This is a genomic window from Paenibacillus sp. MDMC362, from assembly GCF_003269305.1.
Lineage (GTDB): Bacteria > Bacillota > Bacilli > Paenibacillales > Paenibacillaceae > Paenibacillus_AQ.
On record NZ_QLYT01000014.1, the window covers coordinates 1 to 17,756 of the forward strand.

Consider the following 17,756-nt stretch of genomic DNA (forward strand, 5'->3'; position numbering starts at 1 on the left):
CCCATTTGCCGCCCGGCAATGGTAACAACGGTATGGTGAACGTTCGGCAGCTCATAATGATGCGTCGCGTTCTCCAGCTCAAATGCGGTATACGGCGATATATTGGCTTCTACCGGTGCTGCCGATGGCGCCTCAATCGTGATTCCATGACCTTGATCGCTGGTTATGGATACCTCCCGCACGCCTGTACGATTGCCCGATTCCTGCGGTACCAAGTATGCTGAAACATTATCCGCCGCACGATTCCGGAAGCGACACAATTTAGCTCCAAATGCACGGTCGATATAATTCTCTTCCGGCCCGTTCGCATACCAATCCAGGTTGTCGTAGTCCGCCGGCACCTTGAAGGTAAGAGCAAAGATCGGCAGCCTCGGCAATCCCGGTGCACCTTGGTACCCCGATTTTACTTGAATACTGCCATCAGCGAACACCGTATAAGATACGCGCACCCTTACTTCCTCGGACACGCTCAGTTTATACACATAGGTTACGGTCGCGCGGTCCGAATCCTCGGTAAGCTCGTAGCTTAGCGTTCTCCGGGTCAGGCTTGCTGCATACCAAAGCGCGGAGTCGAACGGCAGTCCCGCCCCTTTATCGTTATCCGTCATCGCTCTCCAGAAGAGCGGTACCGGCGGCGAAGAGATCATCTCCCGTCCCGAATACTTGACGGAGATCAGGGTCCCTGCCTGCTTCGAGAACATGACGGAGAAGTCACGCCCATAAACGCCGATGTTTACATCCCCTTCAACTACACGGAAGTCATTCGCGGGCGTACCATGCGAACCCCCAGAACCTGGTTGCAGGCGTTCCCCCGTCGACGCTGACGTATTGCCAGGATCGTTAACAGCCAACGGGTTATCCACTCGGAAAACAAACTGTCCAAAAGCCATTTCATAACCGGCTTCCGCCCATAACGAATCCTTCTTGAGCACGAGTGAAACGTCTAACGTATACTCACCGGCTGAGAGCCCCACCTCAGGCAGTTCCAGCTTTACATATCGCTCTTCACCGGGGCCAAGCTGATGGCATACCGCCCCACTGTAGATATTCCTGCCTTCATAATTCAGGCAATATATAACATCATAAGCATCCAAGCAAGCGAACAAGTTCTCGTTTCTGATCGTGACGCCATAACGATCCGGGGTCAGCTTGACGTTCTGATACAGGAACTTCACTTCCTGCATTTTGGGGGACCATGTCCGATTCGCATAGACGATGCCGTTGCCGGAGAAGTTGTAATCGGTTGAACGATCATTAAAGTCCCCTCCATAAGCCATAAAAGGCTTGCCGTAACGATCATGTTTCACGATCACCTGATCCATGAAATCCCAGATGAAGCCGCCTTGATACATCGGATATTTCCGCTCCAGCTCCGTGTATTTATGCAATCCGCCGACGGAATTGCCCATGGCATGCATGTACTCGCAGCTAATATAGGGCTTGGAAGGATCGTTTTGCAGATACTGCTCAATTTCCGCCGGTTTTGCATACATGCGGCTCTCCATATCGCTCGCATCGTCATATTCCCGGTTATGGAACACCCCTTCGTAATGGACCAGCCGGCTGGGGTCCCTCTCCCGGAACAAGTTCGCAACGTTCCGAATGACTTCTCCGGCGTAAGACTCATTGCCGCAAGACCAGATCAAAATCGATGGGTGATTTTTGTCCCTCTCGATCATCGAAATGGCACGGTCCAACACGATATCCTGCCATTCCGGCCTGCTGCCCGGTATGTTCCAGGACGGCTCAACGGCCCCCATTTTCTGCCACGATCCATGCGTCTCCAGATTCATCTCGTCGATGACATACACGCCGTACTCATCACACAGCTCGTACCACATCGTCTGATTCGGATAATGCGACGTCCGTACGGCGTTGATATTCGCCTGCTTCAATGTCTTGATATCCCACAGCATATCCTCTTTCGTAATGCTGCGTCCGCGGCGGGAATTGAATTCGTGCCGGTTGACGCCTTTGAACACGATGCGCTTGCCATTTACATGCATCACCTTGTCAATCATCTCGAATTTGCGAAAACCTATCTTTTGCGGCACGACCTCCACAAGGTTTCCGGATGCGTCATAGACGGATACGTACAATGTATATAAATTAGGCTCTTCTGCGCTCCATCGCTTGACCTTACCTGCAGCCAACGCAATCGACGCCGTTTCCCCGGAAGCATGGGTCTCTCCCCGGACCACCGGATTTCCTGCTGCATCCTTGAGCTCTAGGGCTGCTTTCGAAGCCGGCTTTCCCCTCAGCTGCATGGTAACCCTCAGCGTTCCAAGTTCATACGTTTCATCCAAATCGGTTTGAACATGCAGATCCTGCACATGAACGTCAGGTACCGTGTACAGATACACATCGCGAAAAATACCGGAAAAACGCCAAAAATCCTGATCCTCCAGCCAGCTTCCGGTGCTGCGTTGATAGACCTCGACAGCCAGCTTATTCTCGCCTTCCGTCAAGTACGGTGTGAGATCGAAATCGCTCGGCGTAAAGCTGTCTTCGCTGTAACCGACAAACTCCCCGTTCAACCATACATAGAAAGCCGATTCAACTCCCTGAAAAGAGATATACAGCGGGCGCTGCCGCCAGCCGGCAGGAACGTTGAAGAACTTCACATAGCTGCCCACGGGATTGTGGTCCTCTGAGATCATCGGGGGTCTAAGAAACTCCTGACCGTCCCATGGATACATCGTGTTCACGTACTGCGGCTGCCCATAACCCTGAAGCTGGATATGCCCGGGAACCTCAATATCATCCCATCCTCTGCAGGATTCTTCCGTTTTATAAAAATCCGCTTGGCGTTCCTTGGCATTACGGGCGTAACTAAACTTCCAGCTCCCATTCAGACTGCGGCGCCAAGGCATCTCTCCAAGCTGTTCAGCTTCGAGCATCGATTCGTAATACCGGTGATCGGAGTGCGCGGGCATCCTGCCTACCGCAAATACACCGGGATCGGACAACCACGCAAGACTTGGCGCGGCTCCTCGTTCAACCTGCTGTTTCATCTGTTTCCCTCCATTTTTCACAACTTTATTTCACTGAACCAGTCATTCCAGCGACAAATTGCTTCTGCATCATAAAGAACACAAGCGCCGTCGGCAGCGTCGTAATGACGATGGCGGACATGATCAACCCGTAGTCTGGAGCATAGCCTGATCCCAGGTTCGATATCAGCAGCGGCACGGTCATATTCTCCGGCGACTGCAGCACGATCAGCGGCCACAGATAGTTATTCCAGCTGTTCAAGAAAGTAATAATCGCTGCGGCTGCATAGGTCGATTTCATCGTCGGCATATAGATGCGGAAGAATAGGCCCAGCTCCGACAGACCATCGATGCGACCGGCTTCCATCATATCCTTGGGAAACATTTTGGTGCTTTGACGGAAGAAGAAGATAAGGAACGCCGTAGTGAACGTCGGCAGAATGACAGCCCCTGCCGTATCAATGCCTAGAAAGGGCACAACCCCCGATACTTTGGCAAACATCTGAAATAAAGGCACCATGATCGCCGCGAATGGAATCATCATCGAGGCTAGCAGAATATTAAATACGATATCTTTGCCGCGGCTGCGGTACATCTCAAAACCATAACCTGCCGCTGAGGCTACCAGCAGTGAAAGCACGGTAGTCACCACCGAAATTTTGGCGGAATTCCAGAGAGCTTGCCACATGTCCACGGAGCTGAACAGATTGTTGATATTCTTGACCAGGTGCGAACCCGGCAGCAGCGTCCCTTTCGTTACGTCCACGGACTGGTTGGTGGCACTGACAACCATCCAGATAAACGGAAAGATAGAGATCAGGGCAGCGATGACTAGAAACAGGTAAGTAAACACGCGTTTGGTTTTCATGATCTCTTGTCACCTCCAACTTTGTTCTGGATCATCGTCAATATGATCACCATGAGTACGATCGAGTAGGAAACGGTAGCAGCGTATCCAAAGTCAGGCGTGTATTCGAAGGAAAGATTGTAAATATATTGCGATATCGACATGGTTGCGTTTCCGGGTCCGCCTTTGGTGATGTTAACCACCTCGTCAAACAACTGGAGCGTTCCAATGGTCGATGTGATCGTCGTAAACAAGATGATCGGCTTCAAGAGCGGAATCGTAATTTTGAAAAACTGCGTGAAGGCATTCGCACCATCGATGCGTGCAGCTTCATACACGGATTTATCGATATTTTGCAGTGACGATAAATAAAAAATCATATTATAGCCTGTAAAACGCCAGGTGATCGCGATGATAATCGTGATTTTGGCCCAGAACGGGTCGGTAATCCATTGAATCGGTTCCTGGATGAGATGTAGATTTACCAGAAATTTATTGACGATGCCGTCGGCTCCGAACATGTACTTAAAAACGACGGAGTACGCTACAAGCGAAGTTACCGTCGGCAGGAAAATAGCCGTTCTGAAAAAACCTTTAAATTTCAGTCTATCGTCATTGAGCAGCACAGCGATAAAGAGCGCCAGCACCAGCATGACCGGAACCTGAATGAGCAAGTAAATAAATGTGTTCTTGACGGCCGTAAGGAAGGTGGTATCGCTGAACAGGCGAATATAGTTGTCGATACCGACAAACTGCAGATTGCTGCCCCTGCCCGATTTGAAGGATAGAATTAACGCTTGAACCATTGGATAGAAATAAAAAATACTAATCATGACAACCGGCACAAGAACAAAGAACCAACCTGTCAAACGTATCCGCCTTTGACTGTTCAGGCCCTTATGAATTGGCGGGTTTAGCTTCGCTTTTTCTGTATTCACACCACTCCACACCCTTCTGTTGATCCCATTTCTTATGGATAGAAATAATAACACCCTCGCTCCCCTTCCTTCAGCAGATGTCCACTTTACAGGAGAAGAAGGAGCAAGGGCATTGGTTATACTGCCTGAGTGTGTTTAACGAATTTGCGTATCGGCCTGCGCCTGCGCATCTTTCAGAACGGTTTCCACATCTTTACCGCCGAGATACGCCTGCATGGCAACGACCATAATGTCCTCGATGGCGTACGTGTTCATGCCGTAGTTAACGTTAGGAATTTGTTCGGTCCAAGCGGCAAAGTCTGATACGACTTTTTGGCCTTGGAAATATTCATCCGCTGCCGCGTAAGCTTCTCCGCTTGCGGCGGCTTTCAGGGTGCCGATGACCCCAACTTTTGTGTTCAACGTCTGATACAGCTCAGCGTCGGAAGCAAATGTCTTCGCGAGGAACTCCGCAGCTGCTTCTTTACCCTCTACATTCATGACATACCAGGAGCTGCCGCCAAGGTTGGATGCATGGACAGAGCCTTCGGTTGCCGCAAGCTTAGGCAGCGGAGCTACCGCCCATTTACCGGATTGCGAAGCTTCAGCTTTGATCGAAGGCGTAATCCAGTTTCCGGTCGGCACGGTAGCCACTTCACCGCTGTTGAATGCTCCGACGAATTGGCTCCAGTCCGAGTTCACCTTCACGATGCCGGAGTCCATCATTTCTTTGTACAATTCAAAGGCTTCTTGCAGCGCAGCATTGTCAGCAATCGTCGGAGTCTGGCCATCTTCCGCCGTATACCATGCCCCCGCGGATTGGATCATCATGCGGATAAGTCCCAGATCGTTAGGATCGAGCGTAATCATACTTTTGCCGGTTTTCTCTTTAACGGCTTTGCCAATCTCGATGTACTGCTTCCAGTCGATGTCCTGCAGGTCATCCAGACTGTAGCCTGCCTGCTCGAGATAATCCGTTCGCACGTACATTCCCGTCACGCCGGAGTCAAATGGAACGCCGTACTGCTTGCCTTCTACGCTCGTCGGGGCAATCTTATAGTCCGCGAAGTCATCCACTTTCACGATGTCCGTCAATTCGTAGAAGGAATCCGGATACGCTTGCAAGAAGCTCTGCGCACGGTAATCCTCAATGAGCACGATGTTAGGCAAGCCTTTCGTGGAACCGGAATTCAACCCGGTGTTCAGCTTTTGGACGATATCGGCCTGCGCATTCTCTACCACATGAATCGTGACATCCGGATTCACTTGAGCGTAGGCTTCCTTGGCAACATTCATGGCGGCAATGTTAAATGCCGGGTCCCAAGCCCATACCGTGATTTCTTTGGGAGCTGCACTGCCTTCACCGCCAGAGCTGCCGTTACTGCCCGACCCGCCTTCCGTACCGCCGCCCGAGGAACATGCCGACAAGAGGACAACTCCCGCCAGCAGTAAGCCCATTAATTTTTTCAATGTATAAACCCCCTTATAAGTCTGAAATAATAAAAAATGGAAGCGTTTTCCTTGCTACGCATCCATCTTATCACTTTGTATTCGTTTTCATTGGCACTATCTTTGTTAGCTTTGGTGCTATTATTGGATCCTGTTTCCGCTTTCATGTCGTATCTGGTACAATCTTTAGGTTCTTGTAATATCTTTAGCTTTGGATCAATGGAAGCGTAATCATGATTTTTGTTCCTTCACTGCGTTTGCTTGTAATATGGATCCCGTATTTCTCACCGTACATCAACTTGATTCGGTCATCCACATTGCGTATCCCAATGCCGGAGAACAATTGGCGTTTGCCCATCGGTGCAGGCAACGATTCTTCCTCCGCCGGGTTCTGCTCCTGATTCATTCCGTCCCCGTCATCTACAACTTCACATACAAGCTGGTCTTCCTGAACCGCAATCATGATCAGAATTGTTCCCTCTCCCTTGATGTTGAATGCGTGAAAGAATGCATTCTCAATAAAAGGCTGAAGAATGAGCTTGGGCATATGATAATCCAGGCTATCCGGCTCCACAAAGTAATGAACGCGTATTTTCTCACCATAACGCACGTGATTAATATACACATAATGCTTCAGTGTCTCCAGTTCCTGCCGCACAGGTATGGTGGAATGAATATCGCTGACTGTATTTTGCAGGAGCGATATAAGCGCGTTGATCGTACCCGCGGCTTTTTCCTTGTTGCCCTGCTGCACCAGAAATTTGATCGAAGCCAGCGTATTGTATAAAAAATGTGGATTGATTTGCATTTGGAGCGCGGCCAGCTCTGCATTTCGCTGCTGCTTCTGGGTTTCCATCAATCGATCCACATAATCGTGCAGCTCATCAAGCATATAATTATACGCATTCCCTAATTCCTTGACTTCATAACTGCTATTGGCAACATCTACATGATGATCGAATCCGCTTGTCGGCATACTCGACATCTGTTCGACGAGCACACGGAGCGACTGCGTCATTCGCCGGGTGATCAGAAAAACAATGACAAGTGATATGGCAACGATGGACATGATTGTCAAGGTGACTGCTTTAGCGTTCACCATCTGTCCGGTCACGGCTTTCTTGTCGATCATATTGACCAAATAAAACTCGAATTCCGGCAAGTATTCCGAGAACACAATTCGTTCGTTCCCCATCACATGGGCGGATGGATCGTCCTCTCCCTCGCCCTGATCCGTTACGACTTCTTGAAGCAGCCCCTCATCCGCCATCCCGATCAACTCGGTCCTGTTGCTGGATACAATAACCCCATCCTCGTTCAACAGCACAACGTCATTGCCTTCGCTTGTAAAATTCGCATAGAAGGGTTTAAAATTCCGGTCGCGAATGACCACGTATAGCGTGCCATACATTCTCCCGGTCGACTGATCAAAGAGAGCTTTGGATGCGACGAGCATGGGCTCCTTTGTGTCTGCGCTATAATCCTCGCCGCGATAGAGTTGGTATAAGATTTGCGCAGGGTGAGCCATGGTCGCTTTTGTAATCGGGTGATCCTTCAGTTCCTTGGCCGAGACAGACCAATACCAAGGATCTGTGGAATAACTTCTCCCATTCGCTCCAACGATCATGATGCCGACGTCATAAGCACTAAAGTTAGACTGGACCGACTTCATGCCCTCTGTCATCTGGTACGTTTTCATCGCAAGCGCCACGGCCTCCGTCTCTCCGCCCGATAAATAACTGCGGATTGCCGCATTCTGGGCGATCATGGTGGCACCGGTTGCTATGGCGTTATTATAGGACTCCAGGTTTGATTTCATCTGGTTTAACAGCTTGCCGTTCGTGATGCTGAATGTCTGCAAAAATAACTTTTCCGACATACTGATGGTAATGGACAGCGTCAGAAGTGACACGGTAACGATGCTGATGAGGGTCACGAGGAACAACTTAAGGAATAACCCCTGTTTTCTAAGCTTGTTTATGGCTTGTCCAATCATGATTCCCGTATCTCCCGCGCGACTTGTCTCCGAAACTGGCTCGGGGAGATGCCTGTCTGCTTCTTGAACACCTTGGTGAAATAGCTCTGATCCGAATAGCCCACGCTTGCGCTGATATCGGAAATCGTGTGCTCCGTGGTAATAAGCAGCTCCATGGCTTTTTCCAACCGAATCTTGTTGAGGTACTCACTAAAACCTTCTCCATTGTAGGCAGCGAAGTAACTCGACAGATAAGATGCATTGAAGTGAAATTGCCTGGCCACCCCGGTGAGTGTGATGGGATCGGCATAATGGTCCTGAATATATTCGAGCAGCCGGGTCATATTGGGATTGACGGATGTAGTCGTCTCGCCTATCGCACGCTCTGCTTCGCGAATGAATGCTTCAACAACGGCAATGGCTTCTCCGGCATACCTGGCTTCGTCTATTTTTCGGAAATCATCGTATTTGGCATTCTCCAGGCTTCCGGTCTCGACCTTCATTTTTCCAAGCGTGGTGGCCACGTTAAATATGAAATTCCCCAGAAATGATTTAAATTCGAAAATATCCGTACGGTAATCCATCGAACGCAAGTGGACGTGCTCCAAAAAGCCTGTGAAGGCCTTGTGGTACTGCCTACGTTTCAACTGATCCATGAATTCACCCATGTCATACTCGAGATACGCATCCGGGAGGGACGGTAAATGATCATGTTCAATCAAAGCCCGATCCTCAAGGAAGAAGCCGTATCGCATGAGTCTCAGATAATTGCCATTATAAATCTCACCAAGATTCTTAAAATCTGAGAAGCCCTGGCTGATAACGAAATGCGTCTCTTGCGTAAAATGTGCCATTTTCGAGATCAGGTGGCGGAGTTCAATAACAAGCTCGTCCCACCGCTCAGGATTCACATTGAGCAGAAAAAGTGCCGTATCGTTGATAAACTTCAAGCGTATATACACGATCTCGGACAAAGCAAGCTTCTGAAGCCCTCGTTCCATTTCGTTTCCGAAACTCCATTTGTCACCGGAATCTTTCATGTGCTTCATTTCCACTCCAAAAAACAAATACTGTCCATAAGGGAATTTCGAATCCAGCAACACGGGATCCAGCGCAGGCTCATATCCGGTCATAAGTTTCTCGATGGCTTGCAGGATCTGCCCTTCCTCTCGATCCGCGCTTGGATCATCCTCCGGCTTCATGGCGACCATTTTGGCCGTAGTCTTATTTAGGATGGATAATAGATAATCTGCTTCCAGCTTTGGCTTCAGGATATAGTCCGCTACACCACTCTGAAAAGTAGACCGGACGTAATCGTACTCACTGAAACTGCTGAGCACGATGACTTCGATATGAGGATGCTTCTCCTTGACAATCTTGACCAGTTTCTCCCCGCCCATGACAGGCATTACGATATCTGTAAGAATGACGTGGGGATTCACCTCATCCATCAAATTCAGTGCTTCCAGACCGTTGGAAGCCTCACCGACGATTTGGTATCCTTCCTGTTCCCAATTGAGCAGGTGTTTAATCCCCTGCCTGACAAGCATTTCGTCATCCACAATCATGATCTTGAATAATGGTTTCATACCTGCCCCCCTTGCAGCCTTGTAACCGTTTACGATTTACCGGATATGTCTTAGCCAACCTTCATTTCAACGGCATGATCTAAATAACTCAAAGATTATGGCATACAGATATCATACACTGCAACCTACGATACGGCATACCAAAAAGTCGACCCATTTTAGGTCGACTTTTTGTTTTAAAGTATGGAACTACGCCAAGGTTTGACATTTGACATGCGTTACTGGGAGGCAGCAGCTTTCTTGACGCCGCTGATCTGCCCACCATGCTGAACGACCAGCACGTTTTGACCGATAAGCGTCGGCAATGGAGTGCCTTTGTATTGAGCAGAGGCCAGCGTACGTCCGCTGTTCGTATCTAGCGTAAACAGCTTGCCGTTTTCCAGTCTTACATAGGCGATGCCTGCATCCCCGAGGGACCATTCGGCCACTCCCGCTTCAAATGCATAGGTTTGATCCGGCTCGGCTTTGGAACGACTAGCCGTCGGGAATCGGGAGACTACAGCTTTCTTTTGAGTGTCATCATACTTTTCAATGACATAGAAATATTCCCCGTCGGATACGACATCGGATGCACTTTGGTCTTCCACGAAATCCACGGGTATATAGGATCGGGTAGCCATAATTTTTCCGTTGGTCAGATTAATTTCATCAATGTTCGCTGCATATCCGGCATCGATGCCTTCGGTTACGTCACGCGTATAAAACGACTTGTCATTCGAGAAGAGAATGTCCTGATGGTCACCGTCGGTCTGTGTCCATTTTACTTTACCGTTCTGGGCATCGATTCCCAGTAACCCGCTCGTGGTCAATGCTCCGTCGATAATCGTGGTTGCGACAAGGATTTTTCCCGTCTGGAGCAGTTTGTATCCATGGGCGCTGCCCTTCAATTTCCACTTAACCTTCCCGCTTGATGCGTTGTACGCCGTCAGCCCATACGCGTCACCGACATAGATCACACCATCGGCTGCATGCAAGCTGAGGTTCACATAGCTCTCTTTCTTTCCTGGCTGGGATTGTGTTTTGACCTTCCACTGCAGCTTGCCAGTTGCAGCATTGAGCTTGATTAATCGGCCTGTCGCATCCGTAAACCATGCCGATTGGCCATCCGTTACGGTCTGTGAGACGGCAGCGGCGGGATACGTCCAGCGGGTTTTGCCTGCCAACGCGTCAAAAGCAATATACTTCTTCCCAACGGTATAGTATAAGTTGTTCTTAATTAATGTCGTCTGGGGGTCAATCCTGCTTGGATCTCCCAACGTCTTCGTCCATATTGGCTTCAGGTTGTGGGAAGACTTGCCCACAGCAGACGCAGCAGCGGCGACATGCCCCGGCCCTGGCAGCATGGAAGAGATTGGCGATGCGAGTAGAGCTAAGGCCATACCTGTTGTGACGAGTCGAGCGACGGTTTTCTTTTGATTGGTATACATGAATATTATTCCTCCTATGACTGAATATACATATCAGACGTTAAGATTAAGATAAGGTTGCATGAAAATACTAAAAAGCCCAAAAAATATATGAATATATTAAAATAATCCAAATATTAGCCGTTCTACGAATCTATGAAATAACTGCGTCCAACTCACCATGGGGTATCGGTCGGAGAATCCATAACATGTTGAGAGTCCGTGTGAAAACGGAATAATGCTTTCTCTTTCTGACTGGGAACAAATGTTATTGTAGTATGACTGAATAGTTTTTTCAAGAACTATTTAGTTTTTGTGCAGATATAAGAAATTACGCATTCGCTTGGATAGCTAGGACCCATTAAATGCATCATCGTTGTTTAGTCGAATATAAACAGCTCCTCAATGGGCGCTCCTACCACCCGCGAAATATCGATCGCCAGTTTTAGGGAGGGATTATATTTGCCCGCCTCCAGACGGATGATGGTTTCCCTGCGAACCCCGACCTTGCCCGCCAACTCGTCCTGGGTCATCTCCGCTAACTGCCTGTACTTTTTTAAATTGCATTTGAATGGTTCCATGGGCATCCACCTAACAATATTTATCCAGATAATAAAAAGTTATGGAATACGTCAGAAACGTAGCTGCCCAACCCGCTGCGCTCACGATGATCATGAATTCTTTTGTTCCGAAGGGAAACATGCTGCCGATTCCGATGATAAACAAACATACGGCCGGCACCCACATGGTGATGGACCGCGCCTTCTGGGCATTCATGTAATACCGCTCATCCGGCATCTCCTCCGCCAGCTTCCCATGGAAATAGAAACTGAAAAAGCTGAAAAAACTAAAGTAAAACAAAAATGAAGGATCATGGGTCTTGAAATACTGAAGGCCGTTAAACCCCAATAAACCAAGCAGCCATCCGTGCTTGCCGATTCGTACGTAACGCTTCTTCTGTCCCTTATACATTCCTGATTCCTCTCCTGCGGTTAAAAATCAAAACCATCTCTGTCCCTACCAGCAGAGCGATCATATACACGGCCGGCTCCATGCTTATCACCGTGACCGCCAATAAACACATGATGAGCGGAACGGCATATTTGCGGGGATGATGCCATAAGTCGCTCTCCACCTTCCAACGGAAAATGGGATGTTTCCATTCGAGCCAAACGGTCGAAATGGCGCATTGGGCGGCAAATAACACACTAAGTACATAATACATGATTTCCACCGATCCATGAAATAGATACCAGCATGCCAAGTAGATCGCATATATGAATAAGTTTACTGCCAGTATAAACAGCCCATACGGAACCACTATACGTTGAAGCTGGCCGGGCAGCATTTGGATTTTCCGGTAAAGCCCGCGATTACTCGACAGCAGGATGCCGATCGGCGTGTTGAAGGATAGCACCGCAAATCCAAGCGGCAGGTACGAGGCAAGGTGCATCTGCTCCAGCATGAACGCCATGAAGCCTGCAAATATGCATAATGCAATCGTATTGTATAGATAGCTTTTATGGGAGAATAGGTAGCGTCCTATATACCGGAGGAACGAAGAGTTTCGAATCGGCGTTCCATGGATCTCCGTCGTCTTCAAATCCTTGTAAAATCGGTAAGAATCTGTCCGATGCAGTACGAACCATTGGAGGATGAAGCTGATCAGCAATCCCGTCAAACGATAGGACGGCTCATGGAGCAGACAAACCGCCGCTTGCAGCAGCATCCAGAAACAGGCCGGAATCCTGTTCCCCCTGTTCAGCAGGGCAAATACCACGAAGGCGGTCACCCCCGCATTCAAGAAGCTCAGCAGAAATGCCGGTACATGCATAGCGGTAAATGACGAAAATGCCATGTAGAATACGAGGATGTACGAAGTTTTAGTGACCAAGGTATATAGTGCTATCGCAAGAAAATAAGCTGCGTTGAACTTGCTTGGCCTGAATGGAAGCATGAACGCCCCTTTCAGCTTCCTGCGGTTATCGTCCGAGGATAAGGTTCTCAGCACCATGCCGAACGTAAATACGGAGATAGCCGTCATGAATAAATTCAAGGATACCTGGTAATGGATATCCAGACTGCTCATGGCCACAAAGATAGCAGCTACGGCTGCGGCATGCTTCCACAATCGGTCGTAGCTTGACCCCAGGAGCCTTTTGGCGAATCCATGAAATGTCGAGATCACTTGTTTAGTACCCCTCTAATAAACTCGGGATCCATGTCTCCCTGCAAAAAGGTATAACGGATGGTTCCGGCTTCCAAAATGATGATGCTGTCTGATGTTAGACATAAACTCTCCAGAACGTGAGAAGAAAACAAAATCGTCCCATGTTTCCTGTATTCGTTCATCATTTGATACAGAAATTCCGTGCTTTCGAAATCCAGTCCGTTAACCGGCTCATCCAGCAGCAGCAGCTCCGGGCGCAATGCAAATCCCGTGATCAGGTAGGCTTTCCTCCTGTTGCCCATCGATAATTGGCCCAAGAATGCGTTCCGGTATTTCTGAAAATGGAATCCTGCAGCGAGCTCGTCCAAGATATCGTGACGAACCTCTTGTCCGTAGGATTGAAACACATGCCTTACATACTCCTCGAACGTAAAATACTCAAACGACTCGTCTTCCGAGAACACCGTATACCGGTTTCGTTTAAATGCAGGGCTTGTCAGGGAAGTTTCCTCGTTCTTCCACTGTAGCCGCTCCAGCGAATAATGCCGGTGAATGCCGCTCAGGACATGGAGCAGCGTGCTCTTGCCTGCCCCGTTCAATCCCACCAAACCTATGATCTGATTGGGGCCGATCTCCAAATTAAGATTCGAGATGACGGCGTCTGTTTCCGCACGGTACCAAGCAGCTAACCCCTTCAAGCTTAATAAATGCCGCCCATCCACCCCCTCATTGCTTGCCGACTTTCCAACGTCTCCAGCCTGCATATACAAAAAGAACGCCTCCTGCCAAAAATAATAGCGCCAGCGGGTACGACTGTTGGGTAAGTCTCTGAATGCCAATGCCGATCCAGAGCAGTCCCATCGTGAATCGGAGAATGATTTTCATCGCAAACGCCTCTTTCAATAGTGATATATTTGTAACTTTACGTGATAAATATATCACCTCATGATTTGCGGGTCAAATGGAATGACGAATTGACATCCGTCAGGAAATCTTTTACAATACGGGTCGTATGTCTGTAGCAAACGTTTTATACACTGGAGTGAATACGATGCAAATTCGATTGATGACCGACAAGGATATGGACAGCCTCATTGACATTTGGCTGGCCGCATCGGAGGATGCCCACCATTTCATCCCCCTCGAATACTGGAAATCCAAGCAGCAGGACATGCGAAACGTGTATTTGCCAATGGCCGATACCTATGTGCTGGAGGAAGCGGGCGTTACGGTCGGCTTTGTTTCGACCGTACAGCATGCCTTGGCCGCTTTGTTCGTTCACCCACGCCATCAGGGCAAGGGATATGGCCGTGCTCTTCTTCAATTCGTGAAGGAACGCAGCCCCAAACTCGAGCTCAAGGCATATAAAGAGAACGGGAACGCTTTTCGTTTTTATTCCCGGAACGGCTTTGCCGTCGTTGAAGAAACCATCGACGAGGATACCCGTCAGGCGGAAATCGTAATGGCTTGGGAAGCACGATAAAAATAGCAACATGCGCCTTTATATTCAAACAGGCAGAAGGTGACCGGAGTGGTTCGGTCACCTTCTGCCTGTATTTTTTTACTGAACCTATTGATGTCTCAGAGCGAATATATAGGTGAGGTCACATTAAAGGAGGAGCAAGCTTGCAAGGTTCAGACTTAACGCCGTGGCTGCAAAGACTAAAGGAGGGGGACAAGGAAGCATTCCGGTATGTTTATGATCTAACCGTCGATAATGTGTACCGAACTGTGGCACTCCTAGTATCCGGCCGGCAGGATATAGAGGATATCATGAATGAAATCTATTTGAAGCTTTGGCTCTCGCTTCCGAACTATGACTCAAGTCGTCCCTTTCGAAATTGGCTGCACGGAATCACAATCCGGCAGGTTCAGGACTGGAGACGCAAAAAGTGGCGGAAATTCCGGCTGTTCGAGCGTCAAAAGTTGCTTGAAATCGAGCCTGAACACCCGCGGACGGACCGGGTCATTATGTTGAACGAGACAAGCCGTGAAATGCTTGATATTCTTAACCATTTATCTTACAAGCTGCGAATTGTCGTCGTTCTCCGCTATTATCACGAATACAGCATGAATGAGATTTCCGAACTGCTCGAGATTCCCATGGGGACCGTCAAATCAAGGCACCACCAAGCTTTAAAAGAGCTTCGTAAACACTCTATACTCCTGGATCACGAAGAAGGAGGTGATTGCTTTGTCCATTGAAGAGCAGTTAAAAGATCAAATGCACCGTGCCGCCAATCATATGGCGACCCCTCAGGATATTTATGACCGTGTATGGAACTCAACCGAGAGAAATATTTCAAACCAAGGCCCGTTAACCAGAAGATCACGTAATCGAAGTTTCATTCGAAAAGCCTTGGTCATAAGCACAGTCGCTGTTTTATTAGGCATTAGCATCGTATCCTCGGCCTTTATCTCCCCCGCGATGGCTGAAACCTTAAGCCGAATTCCGCTGATGCATAATGTGTTCAAACTCGCCGGGGATTTGGGATTGCAGACAGCCGAACAACATGGGTTGGCGATGGAAACTCATTATCGTGACACGCACGACAGCTTTACCTTGACAGCGTCACAGGTCGTATTTGACGGTTTGCGTGGAGGCATTGCCCTTCAACTGGACGGGACAGGGCACCCTGCCTCTCTGTACGATCCTCACGCCCGCAGCCATTACGAAGATTCGTTTCCAAAAAGCAAGGGTTCCTTTGGAATGATGAAAGCGTTCGTGAACGGAGAAGAAGGAGGCATCACCTGGGAGATCGGCCCCGGCAGCGATACCGGATCGGCCATCGTGACGATTACCGGCGCATCCTTGGACGGAGTTAGCCGTAGGCCTCCACTGCCTGCGGCGTTTGATTTGACGCTGGAAGTTAGACTGGAGGGGATCCCGGAGCCTTTTGTTCTACAAATTCCGATGCAACAAAATACGGATACCCATGCTCTGTATCCCGCTGCGCAAAAATCGTCGGGGGATATCGGCTGGAAGCTGGAAGAAATGGAGCGTTCCCTTGTCTCCACCCGTTTGGAAATGGTGTTAAAGGACCGTTCTCCGGATGAACGAGCCATGTTTTTTGAGATTGTCGATCAGAACGGCAAAGAAATTAGAATGGTAGACCGATATGGATATGATATGAACCAAGGTTACCGTCATTACGACATGCTGTACGAGCCCCTTCCTTCCGATGCGCAGTCATTCACCATTAAGCCGTTTCGGTATGCAATCGAACAAGAGCTTGAGGAAAAGAAAGAGAGGAAAACTGCCAGCGGCTCTTGGAAGAAGGAATATATCCCCGCTCTAGAAATGACGATACCTATTGCGGGAGAACAGAATAAATGATCCGAATCATAGGAGGAAAAAATGAACAAGCATATTAAAATGGTGACGATTCTGACCGCTGCAGGCCTTTTGCTGAACAGCACACCGGCTCTGACCGGTCATACTCACGCCGCCCAAACTCATTCCTCGGCGGCTGCGGTTTCATCTTTGAAAAAAATTGATGCCAAATTATTAACAGAGGCACAGAACAGCCTTAAAGAAGTAACCGGTAAAAGCTATGCTTTCAGCAAGGCGGAAAAATGGAGCACCGGAAATGATACAGGCTGGACCCTGACGATTAAGGGAGTCAAAAACGGTTACGTCAACATCGTCAATAATAAAGTGGACACCATTCAACTGGAACAAAAATGGGCCGATCTTCAAAACACATACAAGCAGACGCTCAAATCCGTGCTCAAGGAGCTGAACGTGGAGACGCTTCCCGATTCCGTCAGCCTTTACAAATATGCCGGTTCGGGGAAACTTGAAATGTTTGCGAGCGTAAATAACCATTACATTACACTGTTAGATGGCGAAATCAAGCGGGTTATGTCCACCATGCCGCTCGAATCCGTATCTCAGGACATGCTGGATGCTGCAAATGCCGCTGTTGAAGGCCTCAATGGAATAAGCCTGGGGAAATTGACGAAGGCAGCATATGTTAAAGGACAGGACAGCAATCACGCGGAACTCCAATTCGAGGGTGACTCTCCTAAAACCCCGGTCTTCATAAACATCGAGGAAGGGGCGCATCGAATCACGAAAATAGAAGTAACGAGCTTACAAGATTCCGTAACCGAATATACCAAGGGGTACAACAAACTTATAAGCTATAGCGAAAACAAACTATTGCAAGCTGCGATTCCTGTAGCCAAGGGTGTCTTAAACCTGGACTTGTCCGACTACAAAATCTCAAAAGATAAAGACCGTCCGGGCGTCGTTCAGTTTACCAAGAAGAATGCACCATCCGTGAATGGATTGTATAATTCGAAAGGGCAGTTCTATCTTTTCGAGACGAAATAGATATTTTCAGAAATAAATACGAAGCGCCACGCAAGTTTTATTTTGCGTGGCGCTTTCTAGTTGGAAACGAT

16 protein-coding genes are annotated in these 17,756 nt (G+C 48.6%); 4 read left to right on the top strand and 12 right to left on the bottom strand.

Annotated features, from left to right (window positions below; genetic code table 11):
• The 12 genes from lacZ to DP091_RS31250 form a co-directional block, all read right to left on the bottom strand.
• The coding region (lacZ, locus tag DP091_RS05735) for a beta-galactosidase, LacZ type (RefSeq protein WP_113057445.1) at positions 1-3,014 on the bottom strand (3,014 nt) is incomplete at its 3' end.
• A gap of 25 nt (positions 3,015-3,039) precedes the next feature.
• Complete coding sequence (locus DP091_RS05740; RefSeq protein WP_113057446.1) at positions 3,040-3,861, bottom strand: carbohydrate ABC transporter permease; 822 nt, start codon at positions 3,859-3,861, stop codon at positions 3,040-3,042.
• Positions 3,858-4,673 carry a carbohydrate ABC transporter permease gene (locus DP091_RS05745; protein ID WP_258394420.1) on the bottom strand — a complete coding sequence of 272 codons (816 nt, stop codon included), beginning with the start codon at positions 4,671-4,673 and terminating at the stop codon, positions 3,858-3,860. The genes DP091_RS05740 and DP091_RS05745 overlap by 4 nt, the downstream gene beginning before the upstream one ends.
• A 240-nt stretch (positions 4,674-4,913) precedes the next feature.
• Positions 4,914-6,227, bottom strand: a complete 1,314-nt coding sequence (locus DP091_RS05750; protein ID WP_113057447.1) for an ABC transporter substrate-binding protein — start codon at positions 6,225-6,227, stop codon at positions 4,914-4,916.
• 184 nt (positions 6,228-6,411) lie between these two features.
• Complete coding sequence (locus DP091_RS05755; protein WP_113057448.1) at positions 6,412-8,202, bottom strand: sensor histidine kinase; 1,791 nt, start codon at positions 8,200-8,202, stop codon at positions 6,412-6,414.
• On the bottom strand, positions 8,199-9,770 hold the full coding sequence (locus tag DP091_RS05760) for a response regulator (protein ID WP_113057449.1): 1,572 nt from the start codon (positions 9,768-9,770) through the stop codon (positions 8,199-8,201). The genes DP091_RS05755 and DP091_RS05760 overlap by 4 nt, the downstream gene beginning before the upstream one ends.
• Before the next feature lie 218 nt (positions 9,771-9,988).
• Complete coding sequence (locus DP091_RS05765; protein ID WP_113057450.1) at positions 9,989-11,197, bottom strand: outer membrane protein assembly factor BamB family protein; 1,209 nt, start codon at positions 11,195-11,197, stop codon at positions 9,989-9,991.
• A 359-nt stretch (positions 11,198-11,556) separates the two neighbouring features.
• The gene (locus tag DP091_RS05770) at positions 11,557-11,757 is read right to left on the bottom strand and encodes a helix-turn-helix transcriptional regulator (RefSeq protein WP_071223363.1); all 201 of its coding nucleotides are present in this window, start codon (positions 11,755-11,757) and stop codon (positions 11,557-11,559) included.
• Between the two features lie 10 nt (positions 11,758-11,767).
• Positions 11,768-12,148 carry a DUF2178 domain-containing protein gene (locus DP091_RS05775; protein WP_113057451.1) on the bottom strand — a complete coding sequence of 127 codons (381 nt, stop codon included), beginning with the start codon at positions 12,146-12,148 and terminating at the stop codon, positions 11,768-11,770.
• Entirely contained in the window at positions 12,141-13,364 is a 1,224-nt protein-coding gene (locus DP091_RS05780) for a hypothetical protein (RefSeq protein ID WP_113057452.1), read from the bottom strand. The genes DP091_RS05775 and DP091_RS05780 overlap by 8 nt, the downstream gene beginning before the upstream one ends.
• A complete protein-coding gene (locus DP091_RS05785; RefSeq protein ID WP_258394421.1) occupies positions 13,361-14,110 on the bottom strand; it encodes an ATP-binding cassette domain-containing protein in 750 nt (249 codons plus the stop codon). The genes DP091_RS05780 and DP091_RS05785 overlap by 4 nt, the downstream gene beginning before the upstream one ends.
• Positions 14,073-14,231: a hypothetical protein gene (locus DP091_RS31250; protein ID WP_181469737.1), complete on the bottom strand. Its 159-nt coding sequence runs from the start codon at positions 14,229-14,231 to the stop codon at positions 14,073-14,075. Before DP091_RS31250 ends, DP091_RS05785 begins: the two co-directional genes overlap by 38 nt.
• Positions 14,232-14,397: 166 nt before the next feature.
• On the opposite strand from DP091_RS31250, the gene DP091_RS05790 reads away from it, so the two are divergent.
• From DP091_RS05790 to DP091_RS05805, 4 genes are all read left to right on the top strand, one after another.
• Positions 14,398-14,829 (top strand): N-acetyltransferase, encoded by a 432-nt coding sequence (locus DP091_RS05790; RefSeq protein ID WP_113057454.1) that lies wholly within the window; start codon positions 14,398-14,400, stop codon positions 14,827-14,829.
• A 143-nt stretch (positions 14,830-14,972) separates the two neighbouring features.
• Positions 14,973-15,551: a sigma-70 family RNA polymerase sigma factor gene (locus DP091_RS05795; protein WP_113057455.1), complete on the top strand. Its 579-nt coding sequence runs from the start codon at positions 14,973-14,975 to the stop codon at positions 15,549-15,551.
• Positions 15,541-16,683, top strand: a complete 1,143-nt coding sequence (locus DP091_RS05800; RefSeq protein WP_113057456.1) for a DUF4179 domain-containing protein — start codon at positions 15,541-15,543, stop codon at positions 16,681-16,683. Before DP091_RS05795 ends, DP091_RS05800 begins: the two co-directional genes overlap by 11 nt.
• Before the next feature lie 21 nt (positions 16,684-16,704).
• Complete coding sequence (locus DP091_RS05805; protein ID WP_113057457.1) at positions 16,705-17,685, top strand: hypothetical protein; 981 nt, start codon at positions 16,705-16,707, stop codon at positions 17,683-17,685.
• The last annotated feature ends 71 nt before the right edge of the window (positions 17,686-17,756 follow it).

Bases quoted from the DNA above. Each gene is read 5' to 3' on its own strand.
- DP091_RS05785 (WP_258394421.1), bottom strand. From the start codon at position 14,110: ATGCAGGCTGGAGACGTTGGAAAGTCGGCAAGCAATGAGGGGGTGGAT.
- DP091_RS05770 (WP_071223363.1), bottom strand. From the start codon at position 11,757: ATGGAACCATTCAAATGCAATTTAAAAAAGTACAGGCAGTTAGCGGAG.
- DP091_RS05740 (WP_113057446.1), bottom strand. From the start codon at position 3,861: ATGAAAACCAAACGCGTGTTTACTTACCTGTTTCTAGTCATCGCTGCC.
- DP091_RS05775 (WP_113057451.1), bottom strand. From the start codon at position 12,148: ATGTATAAGGGACAGAAGAAGCGTTACGTACGAATCGGCAAGCACGGA.
- DP091_RS05760 (WP_113057449.1), bottom strand. From the start codon at position 9,770: ATGAAACCATTATTCAAGATCATGATTGTGGATGACGAAATGCTTGTC.
- DP091_RS31250 (WP_181469737.1), bottom strand. From the start codon at position 14,231: ATGAAAATCATTCTCCGATTCACGATGGGACTGCTCTGGATCGGCATT.
- DP091_RS05805 (WP_113057457.1), top strand. From the start codon at position 16,705: ATGAACAAGCATATTAAAATGGTGACGATTCTGACCGCTGCAGGCCTT.
- DP091_RS05765 (WP_113057450.1), bottom strand. From the start codon at position 11,197: ATGTATACCAATCAAAAGAAAACCGTCGCTCGACTCGTCACAACAGGT.
- DP091_RS05790 (WP_113057454.1), top strand. From the start codon at position 14,398: ATGCAAATTCGATTGATGACCGACAAGGATATGGACAGCCTCATTGAC.
- DP091_RS05745 (WP_258394420.1), bottom strand. From the start codon at position 4,673: ATGATTAGTATTTTTTATTTCTATCCAATGGTTCAAGCGTTAATTCTA.
- DP091_RS05755 (WP_113057448.1), bottom strand. From the start codon at position 8,202: ATGATTGGACAAGCCATAAACAAGCTTAGAAAACAGGGGTTATTCCTT.